The sequence below is a fragment of the Bacillus sp. 2CMS4F genome (assembly GCF_023161785.1).
Lineage (GTDB): Bacteria > Bacillota > Bacilli > Bacillales > Bacillaceae > Bacillus > Bacillus halotolerans.
Map to the genome: position 1 here is coordinate 32,182 of NZ_JALNTO010000022.1, position 17,365 is coordinate 49,546.

Genomic DNA, 17,365 nt, shown 5'->3' on the forward strand with positions numbered 1-17,365 from the left:
AGACAGGCTCATGCTTGTCTTTTTGTCAGGATATTGAAACATTTCTTCTTTCTGAACGTAACAATGAGAGAGGAGATGATCATATGGCATGTTTAGTCGGCGGAGGGCTCATGATGATTGCAGGTCTTTTCATCAAATTGTTCCCTCCAAAATCCATTAACAGTGTATATGGATTCAGAACGAGACGCTCAATGTCAGATCAAAAGTTATGGAATGAAGCCAACCGTTACAGTGCGGCGCTCATGATCCTGTCAGGTTTGATTGTCCTGGGGGCCGGGGTGCTCCTGAGATCAAGCTTTATCATCCTTCAGCTGATCTTGCTTGTTGCTGCTTGTATCATCACTTTTATACTGACAGAGAAAAGGCTGAAACATATGACGCAAAGTCAAGGAGGAGATTTAAGTGGAAGGAGTTAACAGCCAGTTTGTCAAAACAAATGGAATTACACTCCACGTTGCTTCTGCAGGACCGGAGGACGGCCCGCTTATCGTCCTGCTCCATGGATTTCCTGAGTTTTGGTATGGCTGGAAAAACCAAATCAAACCGCTTGCGGACGCGGGGTACCGGGTGATTGTTCCTGATCAGCGAGGTTACAATCTCAGTGACAAACCGGAAGGAATTGAGGCATATCGGATTGATACATTAAGAGATGATATCATTGGGCTTATTTCACAATTTACTGATCAAAAAGCAATCGTGATCGGACATGACTGGGGAGGAGCAGTAGCCTGGCACTTGGCATCAACACGTCCGGAATATCTTGAAAAGCTTATCGCCATTAACATACCGCATCCGCACGTCATGAAAACCGTAACGCCAGTCTACCCTCCGCAATGGCTGAAAAGCTCATACATTGCCTTCTTCCAGCTGCCGGACAAACCGGAGGCCGCGTTAACAGAAAACGACTATGAGAAATTAGATAAAGCCATCGGGCTATCTGATCGGCCGGAGCTTTTTTCTTCTGAGGATATCAATAAGTACAAAGAAGCGTGGAAGCAGCCTGGCGCCCTGACATCAATGCTGAACTGGTACAGGGCACTCAGAAAAGGCAGCCTTGCAGAAAATTCCCGCGAATGCCATACAGCCCCTTATCGGATGATCTGGGGAATGGAAGACCGCTTTTTAAGCAGAAAGCTTGCAAAAGAAACAGCAAGACGCTGTCCAAACGGGCATTTAATATTTGTGGATGAAGCGTCCCATTGGATCAGCCACGAAAAGCCGGCCATCGTGAATCAGCTTATTTTAGAATATCTTGAAAAACAATAAGTCAGATTTTCTTTGCACCGTCTGTCGAAATGGCAGACTTTTTCTATGCTTTTTTTTCATACTCTATTTTAATCCTGACAAAATAACATTACATATACCGAAATGTCATACCAAAAATGTAACTAAAAACAGGTTTAAACGACTTTAAAAAAAGGAATAGCCTTACTGAAGATTTGTGTACAATTCCCCTAAGGCAATACTTAAAAAGAATAATAAAAAGAAGGTGCCTTAATGAAGCAAGGATTAATCTCGATTATTATCCCGTCTTACAATGAAGGTTATAATGTCAAACTCATTCATGAATCTTTAAAAAAGGAATTCAAAAACATTCATTATGATTATGAAATATTCTTCATTAACGACGGCAGTATTGATGACACGCTTCAGCAGATCAAAGACCTGGCATCCAAATGCAGCCGAGTGAAATACATTTCATTTTCGCGAAACTTTGGAAAAGAAGCCGCGATCTTGGCCGGATTTGAACATGTTCAAGGCGAGGCAGTTGTCGTGATGGACGCCGATTTGCAGCATCCGACCTATTTGCTGAAGGACTTTATTAAAGGCTACGAGGAGGGCTATGATCAAGTCATTGCCCAGAGGAACAGAAAAGGGGATAACCCCGTGCGTTCGCTTCTTTCGTCCCTTTACTACAAGTTCATTAATAAAGCGGTGGAAGTTGATTTGCGTGACGGTGTCGGAGACTTTCGGCTGTTAAGCCGCCAAGCTGTGGATGCACTTTTGAAATTGAGCGAAGGCAACCGCTTTTCAAAAGGCCTGTTTTGCTGGATCGGCTTCGAACAGAAAATTGTTTTTTACGAAAATGTCGAAAGAAAAAACGGCACATCAAAATGGTCATTCAGCAGCCTTTTTAATTACGGAATGGACGGCGTTGTCTCCTTTAACCATAAACCGCTGAGAATATGCTTTTACACCGGCATTTTTGTATTGCTGCTCTCTCTTATTTATATCATAGCCACGTTCGTCAAAATTCTTACAAACGGTATTTCTGTACCCGGATATTTCACAATTATATCTGCGGTCTTATTCCTTGGCGGGGTTCAGCTGTTAAGCCTTGGCATCATAGGAGAATACATCGGCAGAATCTATTACGAAACAAAAAAACGTCCGCATTATTTGATCAAAGAAGCAAATATCCCGAGCAAAGATCTGCCTGAAACGAACGAATTGAAAAACATGCGGCGCCTGACCAAACTGCACTGAAATGAATCAATTGCCATTGGCAGTGCTTTTTTGCATGCTTACAGTTAACGGCAAGACTGGAGAATCCTTATGAAAAAAAGAAAACATGTCATGATTTATGCGGCCAGTCTGTTCATAGCCGTTCTTGCCCACGCTTTTTTTGTGAAAGAATGGGCGGAAGGCAGATATATGACCGGTCCCGGTGACGGACTGGCGCAAATGATCGTATTTAAGAAATTATTATATGAACAATACACGCAAGGAAACTTTTTCTATCATTATTCATTCGGACTCGGCGGTGGCACATTCAGTCAGCTTGGCTATTATTTTTCTGCTTCTTTCCTTTTTCTTGCGACATCCGCCGCAGTATGGCTGCTGCAATCCGTTCATCTTATCGGTGAGGCGGACACGCTTTTTTGGGCACAGTCAGCCGTTTTTATCAGCATTTTTAAGCTGAGTCTGATTATTTTTACAGCAGCTTCTGTTTTCAGCTATTTGCTCAAACACAGAGCAGCGGCGTTTACGGGTGCTGTACTATACGGAGTATCGATCATTTACTTTCGCCACGAAGCGTATTGGGAATTTTTCACCGATACAATGATTTGGCTTCCGCTTCTCGTGCTCGGAGCGGAAAAAATCATCAGGGAGCGGCGTCCGGCATGGTTTATCATTGCTTGCTCACTGAGCTTAATCAACAATTTTTACTTTGCATACATAAATCTGATTTTTATTGGAATTTATATTTTGTTCAGATGGCTGATCAAGCTGGAAGATCATGAAGTGAAAAAATGGGTTCAATGCAGAATGTTTTTAGTCTCGGGACTCATTTCTTTCGGTATCAGTGCGGCGGTATTTGTGCCGGTGGTTTACGGGTATTTAAATAACCTGCGTCCTCCGTATAATGAAAAAATAGAGTGGCTGAATTTCGATGATAATATTTTATTTTCAAGCAGGATTATCGTGGTGCCAGCCATCTTTTTGCTGTTTTTGTTTGTCATTTCTTTTTATAAACACCGGGTGTTTCGCCTTTTTGCCGGATTGAGCCTTCTGTTTATCCTCTTTCATTTCAGTCCGTACGCGGCAAGCGCCTTTAATGGCTTTTCCGCACCGCAAAACCGGTTTGAATATATTTTGGCCTTTACAATCGCCGGAGCAGCCGCCGCAGGTTTATCACAGCTGCAGGAGCTGAGGCGGAAAGAACTGCTTCCTGCAGCAGCGATTGTTCTGCTTCTTTATTGGTATCATGTCCAAAGGTATGAGCTTGATATATGGAAGCCAGCGAATGAAAGCATCCTACTGCTTTTGTTCCTGACAATCGCTGCTTTGTTTGCCGCAGCTTTTGTGAAAAAACGGGCAAAGCTGGCTGTATACGGTGTGGTGGTTCTGTCTTCGCTGCTTGTCGCTAACACCTATCAGAAATATGCGCTCTCAGAAGGAGGCGGGCTGGACAGTGTCTCAAAATCCTATATTACAAGCGAGGAATACAAAGGAGACGAACAATCTCAGCTCATCAGACGTGTGCAAAAGGAAGACAATGACCCGCTCATGAGAATCGACTGGATGAATGGCGTCCGCAATAACACTCCGATTATTTACGGATTTAATGGATTCAGCGCCTACTCGAGCATTTTAAACAGCCACTTGCTCTCCTTCTATTGGAATGATCTTCGCATCGATATGGGAAGAGAAAGCGTCAGCCGCTACGCTTCATTGGGGGACAGAGCGAATTTGTACAGCCTGCTTTACGGCAGATACTATATGACGGAAAAAATAAACGAAGCGAATGTTCCATACGGCTTTACAAAACATATGGAATCAGAGCACTACACCGTTTATGAAAATCAATATATGCTTCCTTTCGTCAAATCAGCCGAAAGAGTTTACGCAGAAAGTGACCTGAAAAAGTTGCCGGCACTTGCAAAAGAGCAAGCGATGCTCAAAGGAATTGTATTAGCAGATCCAACTGAAAAAACAGAGCAGCCCCCTGATCTGACGAATCTGATTTTCAAATCGGACATCACTGCAAAACAAGCTCAATATCAAAACGGACTCCTGACTGTAACTGGAGAAAGCGGAGGAGAATTGATCATCACCCCGAAAAAGCCATCAGTCGGTCCGGGCGATTACTATGTCAGTTTTTATTTGAAAAGCAAAGCAAGAGACAAAGGATTTACGCTAAAGGTAAATGATTATGTCACAACAAGAAAATCAAATCAATCGATCTATAAAACGGGAGTAAACGATTTGACCATCAGAGTGCCTAAAGCAGATCATATCTCAATCAGGCTTCCGAAAGGAACGTACGAGCTTTCACATATCGCGCTTTATGAAGAAAATTATCAAACATTAAAAAACGCTGCGTCGCAAAACAAAACGGAGAAAACAGAAAGCCTGGAATGGAATAAAAACAAGCTGACATTCACATATCGCAATTCCAAACCCCAGTACATCATGCTCCCGATTCCGTATGAGAAAGGCTGGGAGCTGAAAATTAACGGAAAACAGCAGAAAATTGAAAAAGCCGATTACACTTTTATCGGTTTTAAGGCGCAAAAGGGAGACAATCAAATTGAACTCACCTACTATCCGCCATATTTTAAAATATCCGCAGTGATCTCTTTCATCAGCCTGCTCTTAGCTGTTTTTTATACAAGACGCAAAAAAGCCCGGCTCTAAATAGAGCCGAGCTTTAATTTTTTCTGAAGCTTTTCTTCGCTGAATATCCAGCCGGTATAAGATGAGCGTATCTCAAGATCATGGCTGATATGAACGATTGCCACAAACGGATAGTGCCCTTTACTCCGATAACGCAGGTCAATAAACCGTACCTCGTAATGATCCTTATACGTATCCACTTCCCACCTGTAAACCGGGGAGAACGACAAAAACGCCGCAATGTTATCATCCTGCTTCGCCGCTTGCATAACGTCGGTTTCAGGAACAGGCACCCGATTAAACGTATCAAGTATCACCACATGCCCGTCCATGCTCCTTCCTACATAAAAAGCATGCGCAGTCGTAACCGCAATCCGCCATTGCCTGAATTTCATCGTCGGTGAAATGATAATGCTTTCGATCTCTTCATGAATCATCTCACGGAGCTGCCGTTTGATTCGCAGCTGCATCATCAGGCGCAAGATATAATAGCCTGCCAGTATGACGTATAAGGTGAGAAATGTGATTCCGGGGCTGCCGCCGACATACCAAACCGCGATGGCCGCCAGATGGCTGATAAATATAAACGGATCAAATGTGTTAATCAGCCCGAGTGCCACCCATTTTTTCGAAAACGGCCGGATGGCTTGTGTACCGTACGCGTTGAAAATGTCAACAAATACATGCAGCACAACTGCCAGCAATGTCCACAGCCACAGATGCAGAAAATCAGCCTGCGGATAAAATAAATACAAAATCGCCGGAATGATGACAGACCAAAACAAAACGGCGGGAATAGAATGGGTAAAGCCTCTGTGATTTCTTATATAAACAGCATTGTTTTTAAGTTTTAACACAGTATCAATATCAGGAGCCTGTGAGCCCGCAAGCGTAGCGATCATGACTGCGTGTGCCATTGCCGGATCTGTTCCGACAACCGGATCCAGTGTCGCGATTCCGCCGAGGGCGATGCCCATGACAACATGTGTGCCCGTATCCATAGGTGACCTCCTTGCAGGTGTATCCTGCACATTCACTTTTGTAAGACATTACCTATTTTTATATACCCAATCTTTTAACCTGTTTAATCGTTCTCATATGTTTCCGCTTTTTCTTTACTTCTATTTAATGTAACATATTATCGTACTGTGCCCTTAGTGTACAACAAAAAACAGTCTAAAGAAAAGCGGGGCGCGAGAGACTGGGGAGAAACACATATGAACGTACTTGAAGATAAGATAAAACAAAAAGATATACAGCAATTTCAAAATGATTTAATTAACTGGTTCGAAAGAGAACAGCGCATTCTGCCGTGGAGAGAGGACCAAGACCCATATAAGGTGTGGGTATCTGAAGTGATGCTCCAGCAAACGAGGGTAGAGACGGTCATTCCTTACTTTTTACGGTTTGTGGAGCAATTCCCGACAGTAGAAGCGCTCGCTGATGCCGATGAAGAAAAAGTGCTCAAAGCATGGGAAGGTCTCGGTTATTATTCGCGGGTCAGAAACCTGCAAAGCGCGGTACAAGAAGTGAAGCAGCAATACGGAGGAGTTGTTCCATCGGAAGAAAAAGAGTTTGGCGGCTTAAAAGGCGTAGGCCCTTACACAAAAGGAGCGGTGCTAAGCATCGCATACAATAAACCGATTCCCGCGGTTGACGGAAATGTGATGCGTGTCATGTCGAGAATTCTGTCCATCTGGGATGATATTGCCAAGCCAAAAACAAGAACGATTTTTGAAGAAGCAGTCCGTGCGTTTATTTCAAAAGAAAAACCCTCTGAATTCAATCAGGGTTTAATGGAGCTGGGAGCCATCATCTGTACGCCGAAATCACCTTCTTGCCTGCTTTGTCCTGTTCAGCAGCATTGCTCAGCGTTTGCAGAAGGCACTGAACGAGAACTCCCGGTGAAAAGCAAAAAGAAGAAACCGGGGATCAAAACAATGGCTGCAATTGTGCTTACAGATGATGACGGACAAGTCTATATTCATAAACGCCCGTCTAAGGGACTGCTTGCCAATCTGTGGGAATTCCCGAATCTTGAAACGCAAAAAGGAATCAAAACAGAGCGCGAGCAGCTCACTGCATTTTTAGAAAGTGATTTTGGCATAAAAGCTGAAATCAGTGACCTCCAAGGTGTAGTGGAACATGTTTTCACCCACCTGGTATGGAATATTTCTGTGTTTTTCGGTAAAGTAAAACAAGTGTCGGATACTGCAGACCTGAAAAAAGTAACGAAGGAAGAGCTTGAAGAATTCGCGTTTCCAGTGTCACACCAGAAAATTTGGAAGATGGCAGTGGAAGCAGCCGGGTCATTTAATTCGGCTGCTCGGTAAGAGTCCTTAATCATAACTGACGCGCGTGCCGTGGCTGTAGTCTGCTTCATTGCGCTTCATTCCGCCGCGCGCTTCAATCTCTTGCGTTAATTCACGGTATTTTGATTGGCCTTCTTCGTTCAAATAAGGCATAATTTGCTGAAAGGCATGATGAAAAAAGGCGAGTTCACTGTTTTTCCAGTCCTTTTTGGAAATCATGGTCAATTCGCTCATATCTCTTCCGACATACATAACAGAAGACCCCCTTTAAAGTTCTTGCCATTATTGTTTGTGGAATGAAGAGAACTATACGCTACAAGGAGCTGAGGAAAAAATGGAACAAAATAAATGCGCACTCGTAACAGGAAGCAGCCGCGGCGTCGGAAAAGCAGCGGCGCTCAGACTTGCGGAAAACGGCTATAATATTGTCATTAACTATGCACGCAGCAAAAAAGCCGCTCTGGAAACAGCGGAAGAAATCGAAAAACTTGGCGTGAAAGTGCTTACCGTAAAAGCAAACGTAGGACAGCCCGCAAAAATTAAAGAGATGTTTCAGCAAATTGATGAAACCTTTGGAAGACTGGATGTTTTTGTTAATAATGCTGCATCAGGCGTGCTGAGACCGGTTATGGAATTAGAGGAGACACATTGGGACTGGACGATGAACATCAATGCAAAAGCCTTGCTTTTCTGCGCTCAGGAAGCGGCAAAGCTGATGGAGAAAAACGGCGGCGGTCATATCGTCAGCATCAGCTCATTAGGTTCAATCCGCTACCTTGAAAACTATACGACAGTTGGTGTGTCAAAAGCTGCGTTAGAGGCTTTAACCCGTTATCTCGCAGTAGAGCTTTCACCAAAACAGATTATCGTAAATGCGGTATCAGGCGGAGCGATTGACACAGATGCGCTCAAACACTTCCCGAACAGAGACGACCTTTTGGAGGATGCGCGTCAAAATACCCCGGCGGGACGTATGGTCGAGATTAAAGATATGGTTGATACGGTTGAATTTTTAGTGTCATCAAAAGCTGACATGATCCGCGGCCAGACCATTATCGTTGACGGCGGGCGCTCACTGCTCGTTTAAAAAATTTTTTTGAAAAAAGGAATAGCCACTCGATTACCTGCACATTCTAATGACCGTGGAGGTGATAACAATGGCTAACTCAAATAACTTCAGCAAAACAAACGCTCAACAAGTCAGAAAACAAAACCAACAATCAGCTGCTGGTCAAGGTCAATTCGGCACTGAATTTGCTAGCGAAACAAACGCTCAGCAAGTCAGAAAACAAAACCAACAATCAGCTGCTGGCCAACAAGGTCAATTCGGCACTGAATTCGCAAGCGAAACTAACACACAGCAGGTAAGACAGCAAAACCAATCTGCTGAACAAAACAAACAACAAAACAGCTAATCACTGAAACAGAAAAAAGCACTTCATCTTCGGGTGGAAGTGCTTTTTTCTGTTTGAAAAACGACAAAACTTGTGAAAGCTCAACAGAATGAGTCAAAGGGTTTGCCAAATCAGAATCGAAATGATTAATGGTGGAAACGTTTAGACTTTGACCAGGCTGAAGGAGGAACCGATGACGGAATTTGAAAAGCTGGTAATAGAACAGATGAAAACGATGGACAAGCTTCTCGATCTCCAATCAGAGCTCGACCGCTGCAAAGAAATCGAAGCAGAACTCCGGCACTTGGAAAGGGACGCAAGGCTGCGCGGTATTCAGGATGAAATTGCGGTAAAACGAAAGCATCTTGCTGATATACAGGATACATTTCAAAAACAGACAGAGCAGGTGATTCGTTCATATCGCAGCTCAGAAAAGCCGTCTTCCTATGTGTAGAGCAGGAATGTGCCATTCCCAAGCCGGAATGGCTCTTTTATTTTCATTTTTCAATTTGTAACGTTATAATAGGTAAAAGACGTTGTCGGTAAGCAAATTTGGACATACTAACTGTAGGGCTTTATAGAAAGTAGGGGAGAAATATGGGTTATCCCAAGGAAGGAGAAACCATTCAAATTCACAGCTATAAGCATAATGGGCTGATTCATAGAATTTGGAATGAGACAACAATCTTAAAAAGTACAGAAATGTGTGTCATCGGAGCCAATGACCGGACGATGGTAACCGAATCAGACGGCCGGACATGGATAACCAGAGAGCCCGCAATCTGTTATTTTCACGCAAGACAATGGTTTAATGTCATCGGGATGCTGAGGGAAGACGGGGTTCATTATTATTGCAACATCAGTTCTCCGTTTGCCTATGATGGCGAAGCAATTAAATATATTGATTATGACTTAGATGTTAAGGTTTTTCCTGACATGACTTACAATATTCTCGATGAAGACGAATATGATGATCATCGAAAATCCATGAATTATCCAAAAGAAATTGACAGTATTTTAAGAGACTACTTAAACACGTTGCTCCATTGGATTCATCAGCGGCAGGGCCCGTTTGCACCCGAGTTTGTCGATATGTGGTATGAACGGTATTTGCGCTATACAAAATAATGGTTACGTAAAAACCTGTTGCGGGGTACAACAGGTTTTTCACATGGGCTCACACACATCATGATAAAGAGAGGGGGAATCAACGTGGGGGTTATGAAACGCTATATGCAATTCGTCAAACCTTATAAGAAGCAAATTTTCATAACAGTATTAATCGGGATCGTAAAATTCTCCATTCCGCTTGCTCTCCCATTGCTTCTGAAGTACGTAGTTGACGACATTATTCAAGGAGGCGGCACGGCCAGTGACAAAACAACGTCATTGTTCACCATTATGGCGATCATGTTCGCCTTATTTTTAATTTTGCGCCCGCCTGTTGAATATTATCGGCAATATTTTGCCCAGTGGACAGCCAGCAAGGTACTCTATGATATAAGAGCCAAGCTGTTTGATCATATACAGAAGCTGAGCCTTCGTTTCTATGCGAATACTAGAACAGGGGAAGTCATTTCCCGAGTCATCAATGACGTGGAACAAACAAAGGATTTTGTGATCACAGGTCTGATGAATATATGGCTCGATATGCTGACGATTTTGATCGTGATCTCTATCATGCTGACACTGGACGTTAAATTAACGCTTATTTCCATCATTTTGTTTCCGTTATACGGTATATCAGTGAAGTATTTTTACGGCCGTTTAAGAAAGCTGACAAGAGAGCGGTCACAGGCGCTTGCTCAGGTACAGGGGCATTTGCATGAACGGATTCAAGGCATGCCGGTGATCAGAAGCTTTGCGATAGAAGACCATGAGCAGGCCAACTTTAACGAAAAAAACAGCCATTTCTTAGATAAAGCAATCCGTCATACGAATTGGAATGCCAAAACCTTTGCGGTTGTCAACACTATTACAGATCTGGCACCGCTCATCGTGATTGCATTTGCCGGCTATTTTGTCATCAACGGACCGCTGACAGTCGGAACGATGGTTGCGTTTGTCGGGTATATCGACAGAATGTATAACCCTGTCAGAAGGCTGATTAATTCTTCTACTACCTTGACGCAGTCAATCGCTTCAATGGACAGGGTATTTGAATTTATTGACGAGCCGTATGAACTGACTGACAAACCAAATGCTATCAAAGCTGACGATATCCGCGGAGAAGTCGAATTTCGAAATGTGTCGTTTCAATATGAAAAGGGAAAAGAAAACATCCTTCACGATGTGTCTTTAAAAGTAACCAGAGGAGAAACCGTAGCCCTCGTTGGAATGAGCGGCGGAGGGAAATCCACGCTCGTCAGCCTGATTCCAAGGTTTTATGATGTATCAAGCGGCAAACTATTGATTGACGGGACAGATATTCGGGATTATGAAGCAAGAAGCCTGCGCAATCAGGTTGGCATGGTGCTTCAGGATACCTTTTTATTCAGTGAAACGATTAGAGAAAATATTGCGATCGGAAAACCTGATGCCACGCTTGAAGACATTATGGAAGCCGCAAAAGCAGCCAATGCACATGATTTTATTATGAGTTTTCCGGAAGGGTATGAGACCCGTGTGGGAGAAAGAGGCGTTAAGCTCTCGGGGGGACAAAAACAGCGGATTTCCATTGCGCGTGTATTTCTGAAAAATCCGCCGCTGCTGATCTTGGATGAAGCTACTTCAGCTTTGGATCTTGAAAGTGAGCACTACATTCAAGAAGCGATGGACAAGCTGGCGAAGGACAGAACAACTTTTGTTGTGGCCCACCGCTTATCAACCATCACACATGCGGATAAAATTGTTGTCATGGAAAACGGAACAATCATCGAAACCGGAACCCATGATGAACTGATGGATTATGACAGTCAATACAAGCACTTATTCACAATTCAAAACTTGAGCTAAACATCAATCTTATATCCTTTGATCAAGGATATAAGATTTTTTTGTATAAAAAAACCCGGTGATGTGAACCGGGCTACTCTTCTATTTCCAATTCGCAGTCTTTCGGATGGTACGTTTGAAAGCTTGTAATAAGTGTTTCTAAATGTTCAAGCTGCTCGCGGTATTCCACAGCGCTTGCCATAATATTAAGCATATTATAATCAAGAAGCTCATCATCTGAGTTGCGCTGGTTTCTAAGAAATGACTTTGTCAGCAGCTGTTTGTATTGGATGCCTTCTTCATCTGTATCATCATGCGGTTTAATTTTGCCGACAAACCTCATCAAAATCCGCTCGTGCCAATGAAGCAGGTAATCAAGTTCTTCAGTCAGCGTTTCCTGAAACTCTTCAGGCATATGATAAATCTCGTTTTCCAGGCGATGCAGCTTCTTCAGCGTGTCGAGCGCCCGGTTTGCGGTTATTATCGCCTGTCTGAACAGGACAAGTTTTCTTGATTTCACGTAAGTCGTTTTCTTAAAGTAGCTTCTTTCTTCTTTATATAGAAGATATGTCTGATCAAGCTTGATCATTTTTTCTTTCAGTTTTTCAATATCCTCTTTCAAAATCGAATGCTCTGTTGACTGGCGCATAATCAGCCTGATCCATTTCATAATTTCTTCAGTGTTTTCGACTGTGTTATGAATCAGCTTTGTCTCGTACTTAGGCGGCAGGAACACCAGGTTGACGATAAAGGAAGAAAGTACCCCTAAAATGACTGTGCTTGTTCTGATCAGCGCAAACATTAAGAAGTCGTCACCGGCAGATTCTAAAATCGCAATAACTGTAACAAGAGCAATCGAAATCGTATGTTCAATTTTAAGCTTCAGCATTATGGTAATAACAATAACTGCTGTCAATCCGATCATAATCGGACTGGGTCCGAAAATAAGACCGAACACTGTGGCAATAACAGCTCCGATAATATTTGCCTGAACCTGATCAATAATAATAAGAAAAGAGCGGTAAATTGACGGCTGGATCGCAAATATCGCTGCAATCCCAGCAAAAATCGGTGCGGGAAGTCCGATCCACGAAGCTAAATAAAGAGCCAGCGTAATCGCGATCCCTGTTTTGAAAATGCGGGCACCAAGTTTCATTGGTTTGTGCGTGCATTCCTTTCTATAATAAATTGTTTGACCTAGCAAATGGCTAATCCTTAAAATTCCCTGTGAGTTTATTTGCTAAACAATTAAGTAATATACAGGGATCAATACAATTATTCAAGCTATTTTTCAAGAAAATGACCAAAATCTTACACGCTTTTTAAAACTACAAAAAAACAGGAGCTGAAAGCTCCTGTCCGGGGATGTGCAATATTACTTTTTAAGATGTTTAAAAGCATCCTCAACAGCAGCAAGCGTATCTTTAATATCCTGCTCTGTATGCGCTGTTGTAATAAACCACGCTTCATATTTAGAAGGTGCGAGGTTAATGCCGCGCTCCAGCATCAGCTTGAAAAACGTAGCGAATGTTTCACCGTCACTGCGTTCTGCCTGATCGTAATTTTCTACTTTCTCATCAGAGAAGTATACCGTCAGCGCACCCTTTAACCGATTGACTGTTATTGTGATGCCGTGGGTTTCTGCGTGTGCCAAAATGCCTTCCTCAAGCATAGCGCCAAGATGGTCAAGCTTTTCATACACGCCTTCCTTTTTCAGCACTTCCAGGCAAGCAATGCCGGATAAAATAGAAGCGGGGTTTCCGGCCATTGTTCCTGCCTGATATGCAGGGCCGAGCGGTGCGACTTGCTCCATAATTTCTTGTTTGCCGCCATAGGCTCCAATTGGAAGTCCGCCGCCAATAATTTTTCCGAGTGCAGTTAAATCCGGTTTCACCTGTAAAAGATCCTGAGCACCGCCATACATAAACCGGAAAGCAGTAATGACTTCATCATAAATAACGAGGGCGCCCGCATTGTGTGTCAGTTCGTTTACTTGTTCTAAGAAACCTTCTTTTGGCTCAACGATACCGAAGTTGCCGACAATCGGTTCAACGAGAACCGCTGCGATTTCACTGCCCCATTTATCTAAGGCCGCTTTGTAGCTGTCAATATCATTAAATGGAACTGTAATAACCTCGTTTGCAATGCTTTTCGGTACACCGGCTGAGTCAGGCGTGCCCAGAGTAGACGGACCGGAGCCGGCCGCTACGAGCACAAGATCTGAATGGCCGTGATAACAGCCTGCAAATTTAATAATTTTGGTGCGGCCTGTGTAAGCGCGAGCCACACGGATGGTCGTCATCACAGCTTCTGTCCCTGAATTGACGAATCTTACTTTATCCATAGCAGGGATGGCTTCCTTCAGCATCTTTGCAAAAGTAACCTCATGTTTTGTCGGTGTTCCATATAATACACCGTTTTCCGCGGCTTTTTTAATCGCCTCTGTAATATGCGGGTGGGCATGTCCGGTGATGATCGGCCCGTAAGCCGCCAAATAATCAATGTATTTGTTTCCGTCGACGTCCCAAAAATAAGCGCCATTTGCTTTCTCCATTGCAACAGGAGAACCCCCGCCAACTGCTTTATATGATCTTGAAGGGCTGTTTACACCGCCGACAATATGCTCTAATGCTTCACGGTGAAGTTCAACTGATTTTGTATACAAAAATAATAACCTCCCATATCTCCTTGCGTCCCCTCTATTGTAGCATGCTTCCATACAAGAACAACGGATTCAGGCTCAGATACAGGGTCATAGTTGTAATCTGGACAAGAATTGGATACGCTTAATACAAAAACATCCGGAGGTAAAGAAATGACTATTGAAATCGGACAAAAAGCGCCTGATATTGAGTTGAAAGGCGATCATGGGGAGATAGTAAAATTATCGGATTATGAAGGGAAGTATATCGTCCTTTACTTTTATCCAAAAGACATGACACCGGGATGCACAACTGAAGCATGCGATTTTCGTGACAGCCACGAAAACTTCGCTGAGCTGGATGCTGTGATTATCGGCGTCAGCCCGGACAGCGAGGAAAAACACGGGAAATTTAAAGAGAAGCATAATCTGCCGTTTTTGCTGCTTGTCGATGACGAGCACAAGCTGGCGGAGGCGTTTGATGTATGGAAACTGAAGAAAAACTTCGGAAAAGAATATATGGGGATTGAACGCTCCACTTTTTTAATTGACAAAGAAGGCCGGCTCATTAAAGAATGGAGAAAGGTAAAAGTGAAAGACCATGTAGCCGAAGCGCTCCAGACGCTGAAAGATATGTCGGGAAAGTAAAATCGTCAATCAGCCTCAATAGCATATACTGCAACTTTTACCCTAATATCAATTGACAAATTATCGTAAAAAGAGTTACACTAATTATAAACATTATAATGTAAGAATCTTTTTTAGAAGAGAGGTGCATGACGGATGGCTGCACATGAACTAAAAGAAGCCTTAGAAACGTTGAAGGAAACCGGAGTTCGCATTACTCCTCAACGTCATGCGATTCTGGAATATCTCGTTAACTCTATGGCTCATCCAACAGCGGACGATATATATAAAGCTCTGGAAGGGAAATTTCCTAACATGAGCGTAGCGACGGTATATAACAACTTGCGTGTGTTCCGGGAATCCGGCCTGGTAAAAGAGCTCACATATGGTGATGCTTCCAGCAGATTTGATTTTGTTACATCCGATCACTATCACGCTATTTGTGAAAGCTGCGGTAAAATTGTGGACTTCCACTATCCCGGCCTTGATGAAGTGGAGCAGCTCGCTGCACATGTGACCGGCTTTAAAGTAAGCCACCACCGTTTAGAAATTTACGGCGTCTGCCAAGAATGTTCAAAAAAAGAAAACCATTAAAATAAGCTGACCGCGAAACGGTCAGCTTATTTATTTCGACATTTTCTTCTTATTATAAGACTCATCAAATTCTTTTCCTTCTAAGCTTTGATCTAAAGTCAGCGGCTCTCTGCAATGCATACACATATCTACTCTGCCTAAAACCTTGGTCTCTTTTTCACAGCCTGGACAAATGACCCGAACCGCTTTGGTCGAGAGCATGCCGATCCAAAAATAAACAACCGTGCTGAGTCCGATAGATAAAAGCCCAAGTATCATAAACAAACTCGAAAGCAAAACGGATTCCTTAAAAAAGATCCCGATGTACATAATGATAAACCCAACGAAAACCAAACTTAACGCAAACGTTCTGATTTTATTAATTTTGCTGGAGTATTTCGCCATGTCCATCCCCCTCTGAATTAAATATAGCACAAACCTGATGGTATTTTCTTCATGTTTTCGTTTGAAATGGAATTTAAATATGGAGACTTGCTTTGAAATTGTTTATAATAGTTCAATGTGTTTAGAAAAAAGGAATTTCGATTTAACCATAGAATTGAATCAAATAGAGAATAAAAAAATTGAACAATTGCATTGGAGGAATAGTGATGGAAAATCTTCTCCGTCCAATTTACCAAGAAAGAGCAAGTCATCCCAATACATTGGCTGTTATTATGATTGAGAGAAGAAACAAAACGTCTTCCATAACAGATAACTTTGATGCCGCTTTGCTTGTCATTGTAAAGCAGTCTGATAAGCCTGTTTTTATAAAGCATTATGAATTTGATCACAAAACAGCCTCTTTGCATGTGATAACTGACGCTCAGGTTCAAGAATGGATTTTGCTCGGCACAAATAGAAGAATCATAGATTGGATTGTAAACGGAAGAGTCATGTTTGACCGCAATGAGTATATTGCTGAGCTTATCGACAGGCTTAATACTTTTCCGTTTGCAGAACGCAAACTGAAGATCGGTCTTGAATACGGCAAGTTAATTAGAAGGTACGTTGAAGGAAAAGCTTTCTTTGAAGCTAATCAATTTTTAGATGCCTACAATGCGGTAGTTCATGCGTTGCATCATCTAGCACGTATTGAAGTAATCGACAGAGGATTCCACCCGGAAACCACTGTGTGGAGTCAAGTGCGTCAGATGGAGCCTCAAGTGTACAAATTATATTCCGAGCTGATTGAAAGCCACGAAAGCTTGGAAAAAAGGCTTGAATTATTATTCTTAGCAAATGATTTTCTGATTCATTCTAAAGCTGAGATTGGTTCAGCACATCTTTTCGAAGTGATGAAAGAAAAGGACATCTGGCAATTTAGCGAGCTTCTTCAGCATCCTGACTTAAAACATTTCACTCAAGACCTTGGCGTCATGCTTGATTACCTGACGGAAAAAGGTCTTATCAGCGTGTGCCGAATTGAAACCAAAGGACAGGCTGTCTTTCATCGAGGATATTCTTTTAAAAAAGATGTTGACTCTGATTCCTGAGCATGGTATATTATTAAACGTCGCTGATGCGCTTCTGAAAAATAAGTTCACAGCGGCGGAGAAATAAAATAAAAAACATTTGACAAAACAAAGTCGAAATGTTATACTAATAAAGTCGCTTCTTAAAGAAGTGGCGGATGATCTTTGAAAACTAAACAAGACAAAACGTACCTGTTAATTTAATTTTTAATATAAATCGCACAGCGATGTGCGTAGTCAGTCAAACTGAGGTCTGCACGATGCAGATCACGCAGATGTTACCACAGG

General features: G+C 42.6%; 18 protein-coding genes. 13 read left to right on the forward strand and 5 right to left on the reverse strand.

From position 1 onward, the window contains the following. The first annotated feature begins 83 nt into the window (after window positions 1-83). The 4 genes from MTN95_RS20720 to MTN95_RS20735 all read left to right on the forward strand — a co-directional run bounded on the left by MTN95_RS20720 (window position 84) and on the right by MTN95_RS20735 (window position 5,142). The gene (locus MTN95_RS20720) at window positions 84-416 is read left to right on the forward strand and encodes an SdpI family protein (RefSeq protein WP_095714800.1); all 333 of its coding nucleotides are present in this window, start codon (window positions 84-86) and stop codon (window positions 414-416) included. Then, on the forward strand, window positions 403-1,266 hold the full coding sequence (locus MTN95_RS20725) for an alpha/beta fold hydrolase (RefSeq protein WP_248339874.1): 864 nt from the start codon (window positions 403-405) through the stop codon (window positions 1,264-1,266). The genes MTN95_RS20720 and MTN95_RS20725 overlap by 14 nt, the downstream gene beginning before the upstream one ends. A gap of 231 nt (window positions 1,267-1,497) precedes the next feature. Continuing rightward, complete coding sequence (locus tag MTN95_RS20730) at window positions 1,498-2,487, forward strand: glycosyltransferase family 2 protein (RefSeq protein WP_010333459.1); 990 nt, start codon at window positions 1,498-1,500, stop codon at window positions 2,485-2,487. A gap of 69 nt (window positions 2,488-2,556) precedes the next feature. Then, window positions 2,557-5,142 (forward strand): YfhO family protein, encoded by a 2,586-nt coding sequence (locus tag MTN95_RS20735; RefSeq protein ID WP_248339876.1) that lies wholly within the window; start codon window positions 2,557-2,559, stop codon window positions 5,140-5,142. On the opposite strand, the gene MTN95_RS20740 is transcribed toward MTN95_RS20735, so the two are convergent. Beyond that, window positions 5,139-6,122 (reverse strand): metal-dependent hydrolase, encoded by a 984-nt coding sequence (locus tag MTN95_RS20740; protein ID WP_024120657.1) that lies wholly within the window; start codon window positions 6,120-6,122, stop codon window positions 5,139-5,141. The genes MTN95_RS20735 and MTN95_RS20740 overlap by 4 nt on opposite strands. A gap of 216 nt (window positions 6,123-6,338) precedes the next feature. Between MTN95_RS20740 and mutY the strand changes: the two genes are divergently transcribed. Continuing rightward, complete coding sequence (mutY, locus tag MTN95_RS20745; protein ID WP_105954869.1) at window positions 6,339-7,454, forward strand: A/G-specific adenine glycosylase; 1,116 nt, start codon at window positions 6,339-6,341, stop codon at window positions 7,452-7,454. A gap of 6 nt (window positions 7,455-7,460) precedes the next feature. On the opposite strand, the gene MTN95_RS20750 is transcribed toward mutY, so the two are convergent. Then, window positions 7,461-7,685, reverse strand: coding sequence for a hypothetical protein (locus MTN95_RS20750; RefSeq protein WP_024120659.1), 225 nt, complete (start codon window positions 7,683-7,685; stop codon window positions 7,461-7,463). Between the two features lie 82 nt (window positions 7,686-7,767). Between MTN95_RS20750 and fabL the strand changes: the two genes are divergently transcribed. From fabL to MTN95_RS20775, 5 genes are all read left to right on the forward strand, one after another. Then, window positions 7,768-8,520 (forward strand): enoyl-[acyl-carrier-protein] reductase FabL, encoded by a 753-nt coding sequence (gene fabL, locus MTN95_RS20755; protein ID WP_248339878.1) that lies wholly within the window; start codon window positions 7,768-7,770, stop codon window positions 8,518-8,520. A gap of 70 nt (window positions 8,521-8,590) precedes the next feature. Further along, the gene (gene sspE / locus MTN95_RS20760) at window positions 8,591-8,848 is read left to right on the forward strand and encodes a gamma type acid-soluble spore protein SspE (RefSeq protein WP_024120660.1); all 258 of its coding nucleotides are present in this window, start codon (window positions 8,591-8,593) and stop codon (window positions 8,846-8,848) included. 172 nt (window positions 8,849-9,020) lie between these two features. Further along, window positions 9,021-9,281, forward strand: a complete 261-nt coding sequence (locus tag MTN95_RS20765) for a YgaB family protein (protein WP_024120661.1) — start codon at window positions 9,021-9,023, stop codon at window positions 9,279-9,281. Between the two features lie 143 nt (window positions 9,282-9,424). Next, window positions 9,425-9,955, forward strand: coding sequence for a nucleoside tri-diphosphate phosphatase (ntdP, locus tag MTN95_RS20770; protein WP_003239685.1), 531 nt, complete (start codon window positions 9,425-9,427; stop codon window positions 9,953-9,955). A gap of 84 nt (window positions 9,956-10,039) precedes the next feature. Next, window positions 10,040-11,782, forward strand: a complete 1,743-nt coding sequence (locus tag MTN95_RS20775; protein ID WP_248339880.1) for an ABC transporter ATP-binding protein — start codon at window positions 10,040-10,042, stop codon at window positions 11,780-11,782. A 73-nt stretch (window positions 11,783-11,855) separates the two neighbouring features. Here the strand turns inward: MTN95_RS20775 and MTN95_RS20780 are convergent, their stop codons facing one another. Together MTN95_RS20780 and MTN95_RS20785 are read right to left on the reverse strand one after the other, a co-directional pair. Further along, complete coding sequence (locus MTN95_RS20780) at window positions 11,856-12,917, reverse strand: aromatic acid exporter family protein (protein WP_101860259.1); 1,062 nt, start codon at window positions 12,915-12,917, stop codon at window positions 11,856-11,858. 219 nt (window positions 12,918-13,136) lie between these two features. Then, window positions 13,137-14,426: a glutamate-1-semialdehyde 2,1-aminomutase gene (locus MTN95_RS20785; RefSeq protein WP_248339882.1), complete on the reverse strand. Its 1,290-nt coding sequence runs from the start codon at window positions 14,424-14,426 to the stop codon at window positions 13,137-13,139. 150 nt (window positions 14,427-14,576) lie between these two features. Here MTN95_RS20785 and bcp point away from each other — a divergent pair, with 150 nt between their 5' ends. After that, on the forward strand, window positions 14,577-15,050 hold the full coding sequence (gene bcp / locus MTN95_RS20790; RefSeq protein ID WP_024120665.1) for a thioredoxin-dependent thiol peroxidase: 474 nt from the start codon (window positions 14,577-14,579) through the stop codon (window positions 15,048-15,050). Window positions 15,051-15,185: 135 nt separating this feature from the next. Then, window positions 15,186-15,623: a peroxide-responsive transcriptional repressor PerR gene (perR, locus tag MTN95_RS20795; protein WP_010333472.1), complete on the forward strand. Its 438-nt coding sequence runs from the start codon at window positions 15,186-15,188 to the stop codon at window positions 15,621-15,623. A gap of 30 nt (window positions 15,624-15,653) precedes the next feature. Here the strand turns inward: perR and MTN95_RS20800 are convergent, their stop codons facing one another. Further along, window positions 15,654-16,007, reverse strand: a complete 354-nt coding sequence (locus MTN95_RS20800) for a YgzB family protein (protein ID WP_010333473.1) — start codon at window positions 16,005-16,007, stop codon at window positions 15,654-15,656. Window positions 16,008-16,213: 206 nt separating this feature from the next. On the opposite strand from MTN95_RS20800, the gene MTN95_RS20805 reads away from it, so the two are divergent. Beyond that, a complete protein-coding gene (locus MTN95_RS20805; protein ID WP_024120667.1) occupies window positions 16,214-17,098 on the forward strand; it encodes a nucleotidyltransferase-like protein in 885 nt (294 codons plus the stop codon). Window positions 17,099-17,365 lie beyond the last annotated feature (267 nt).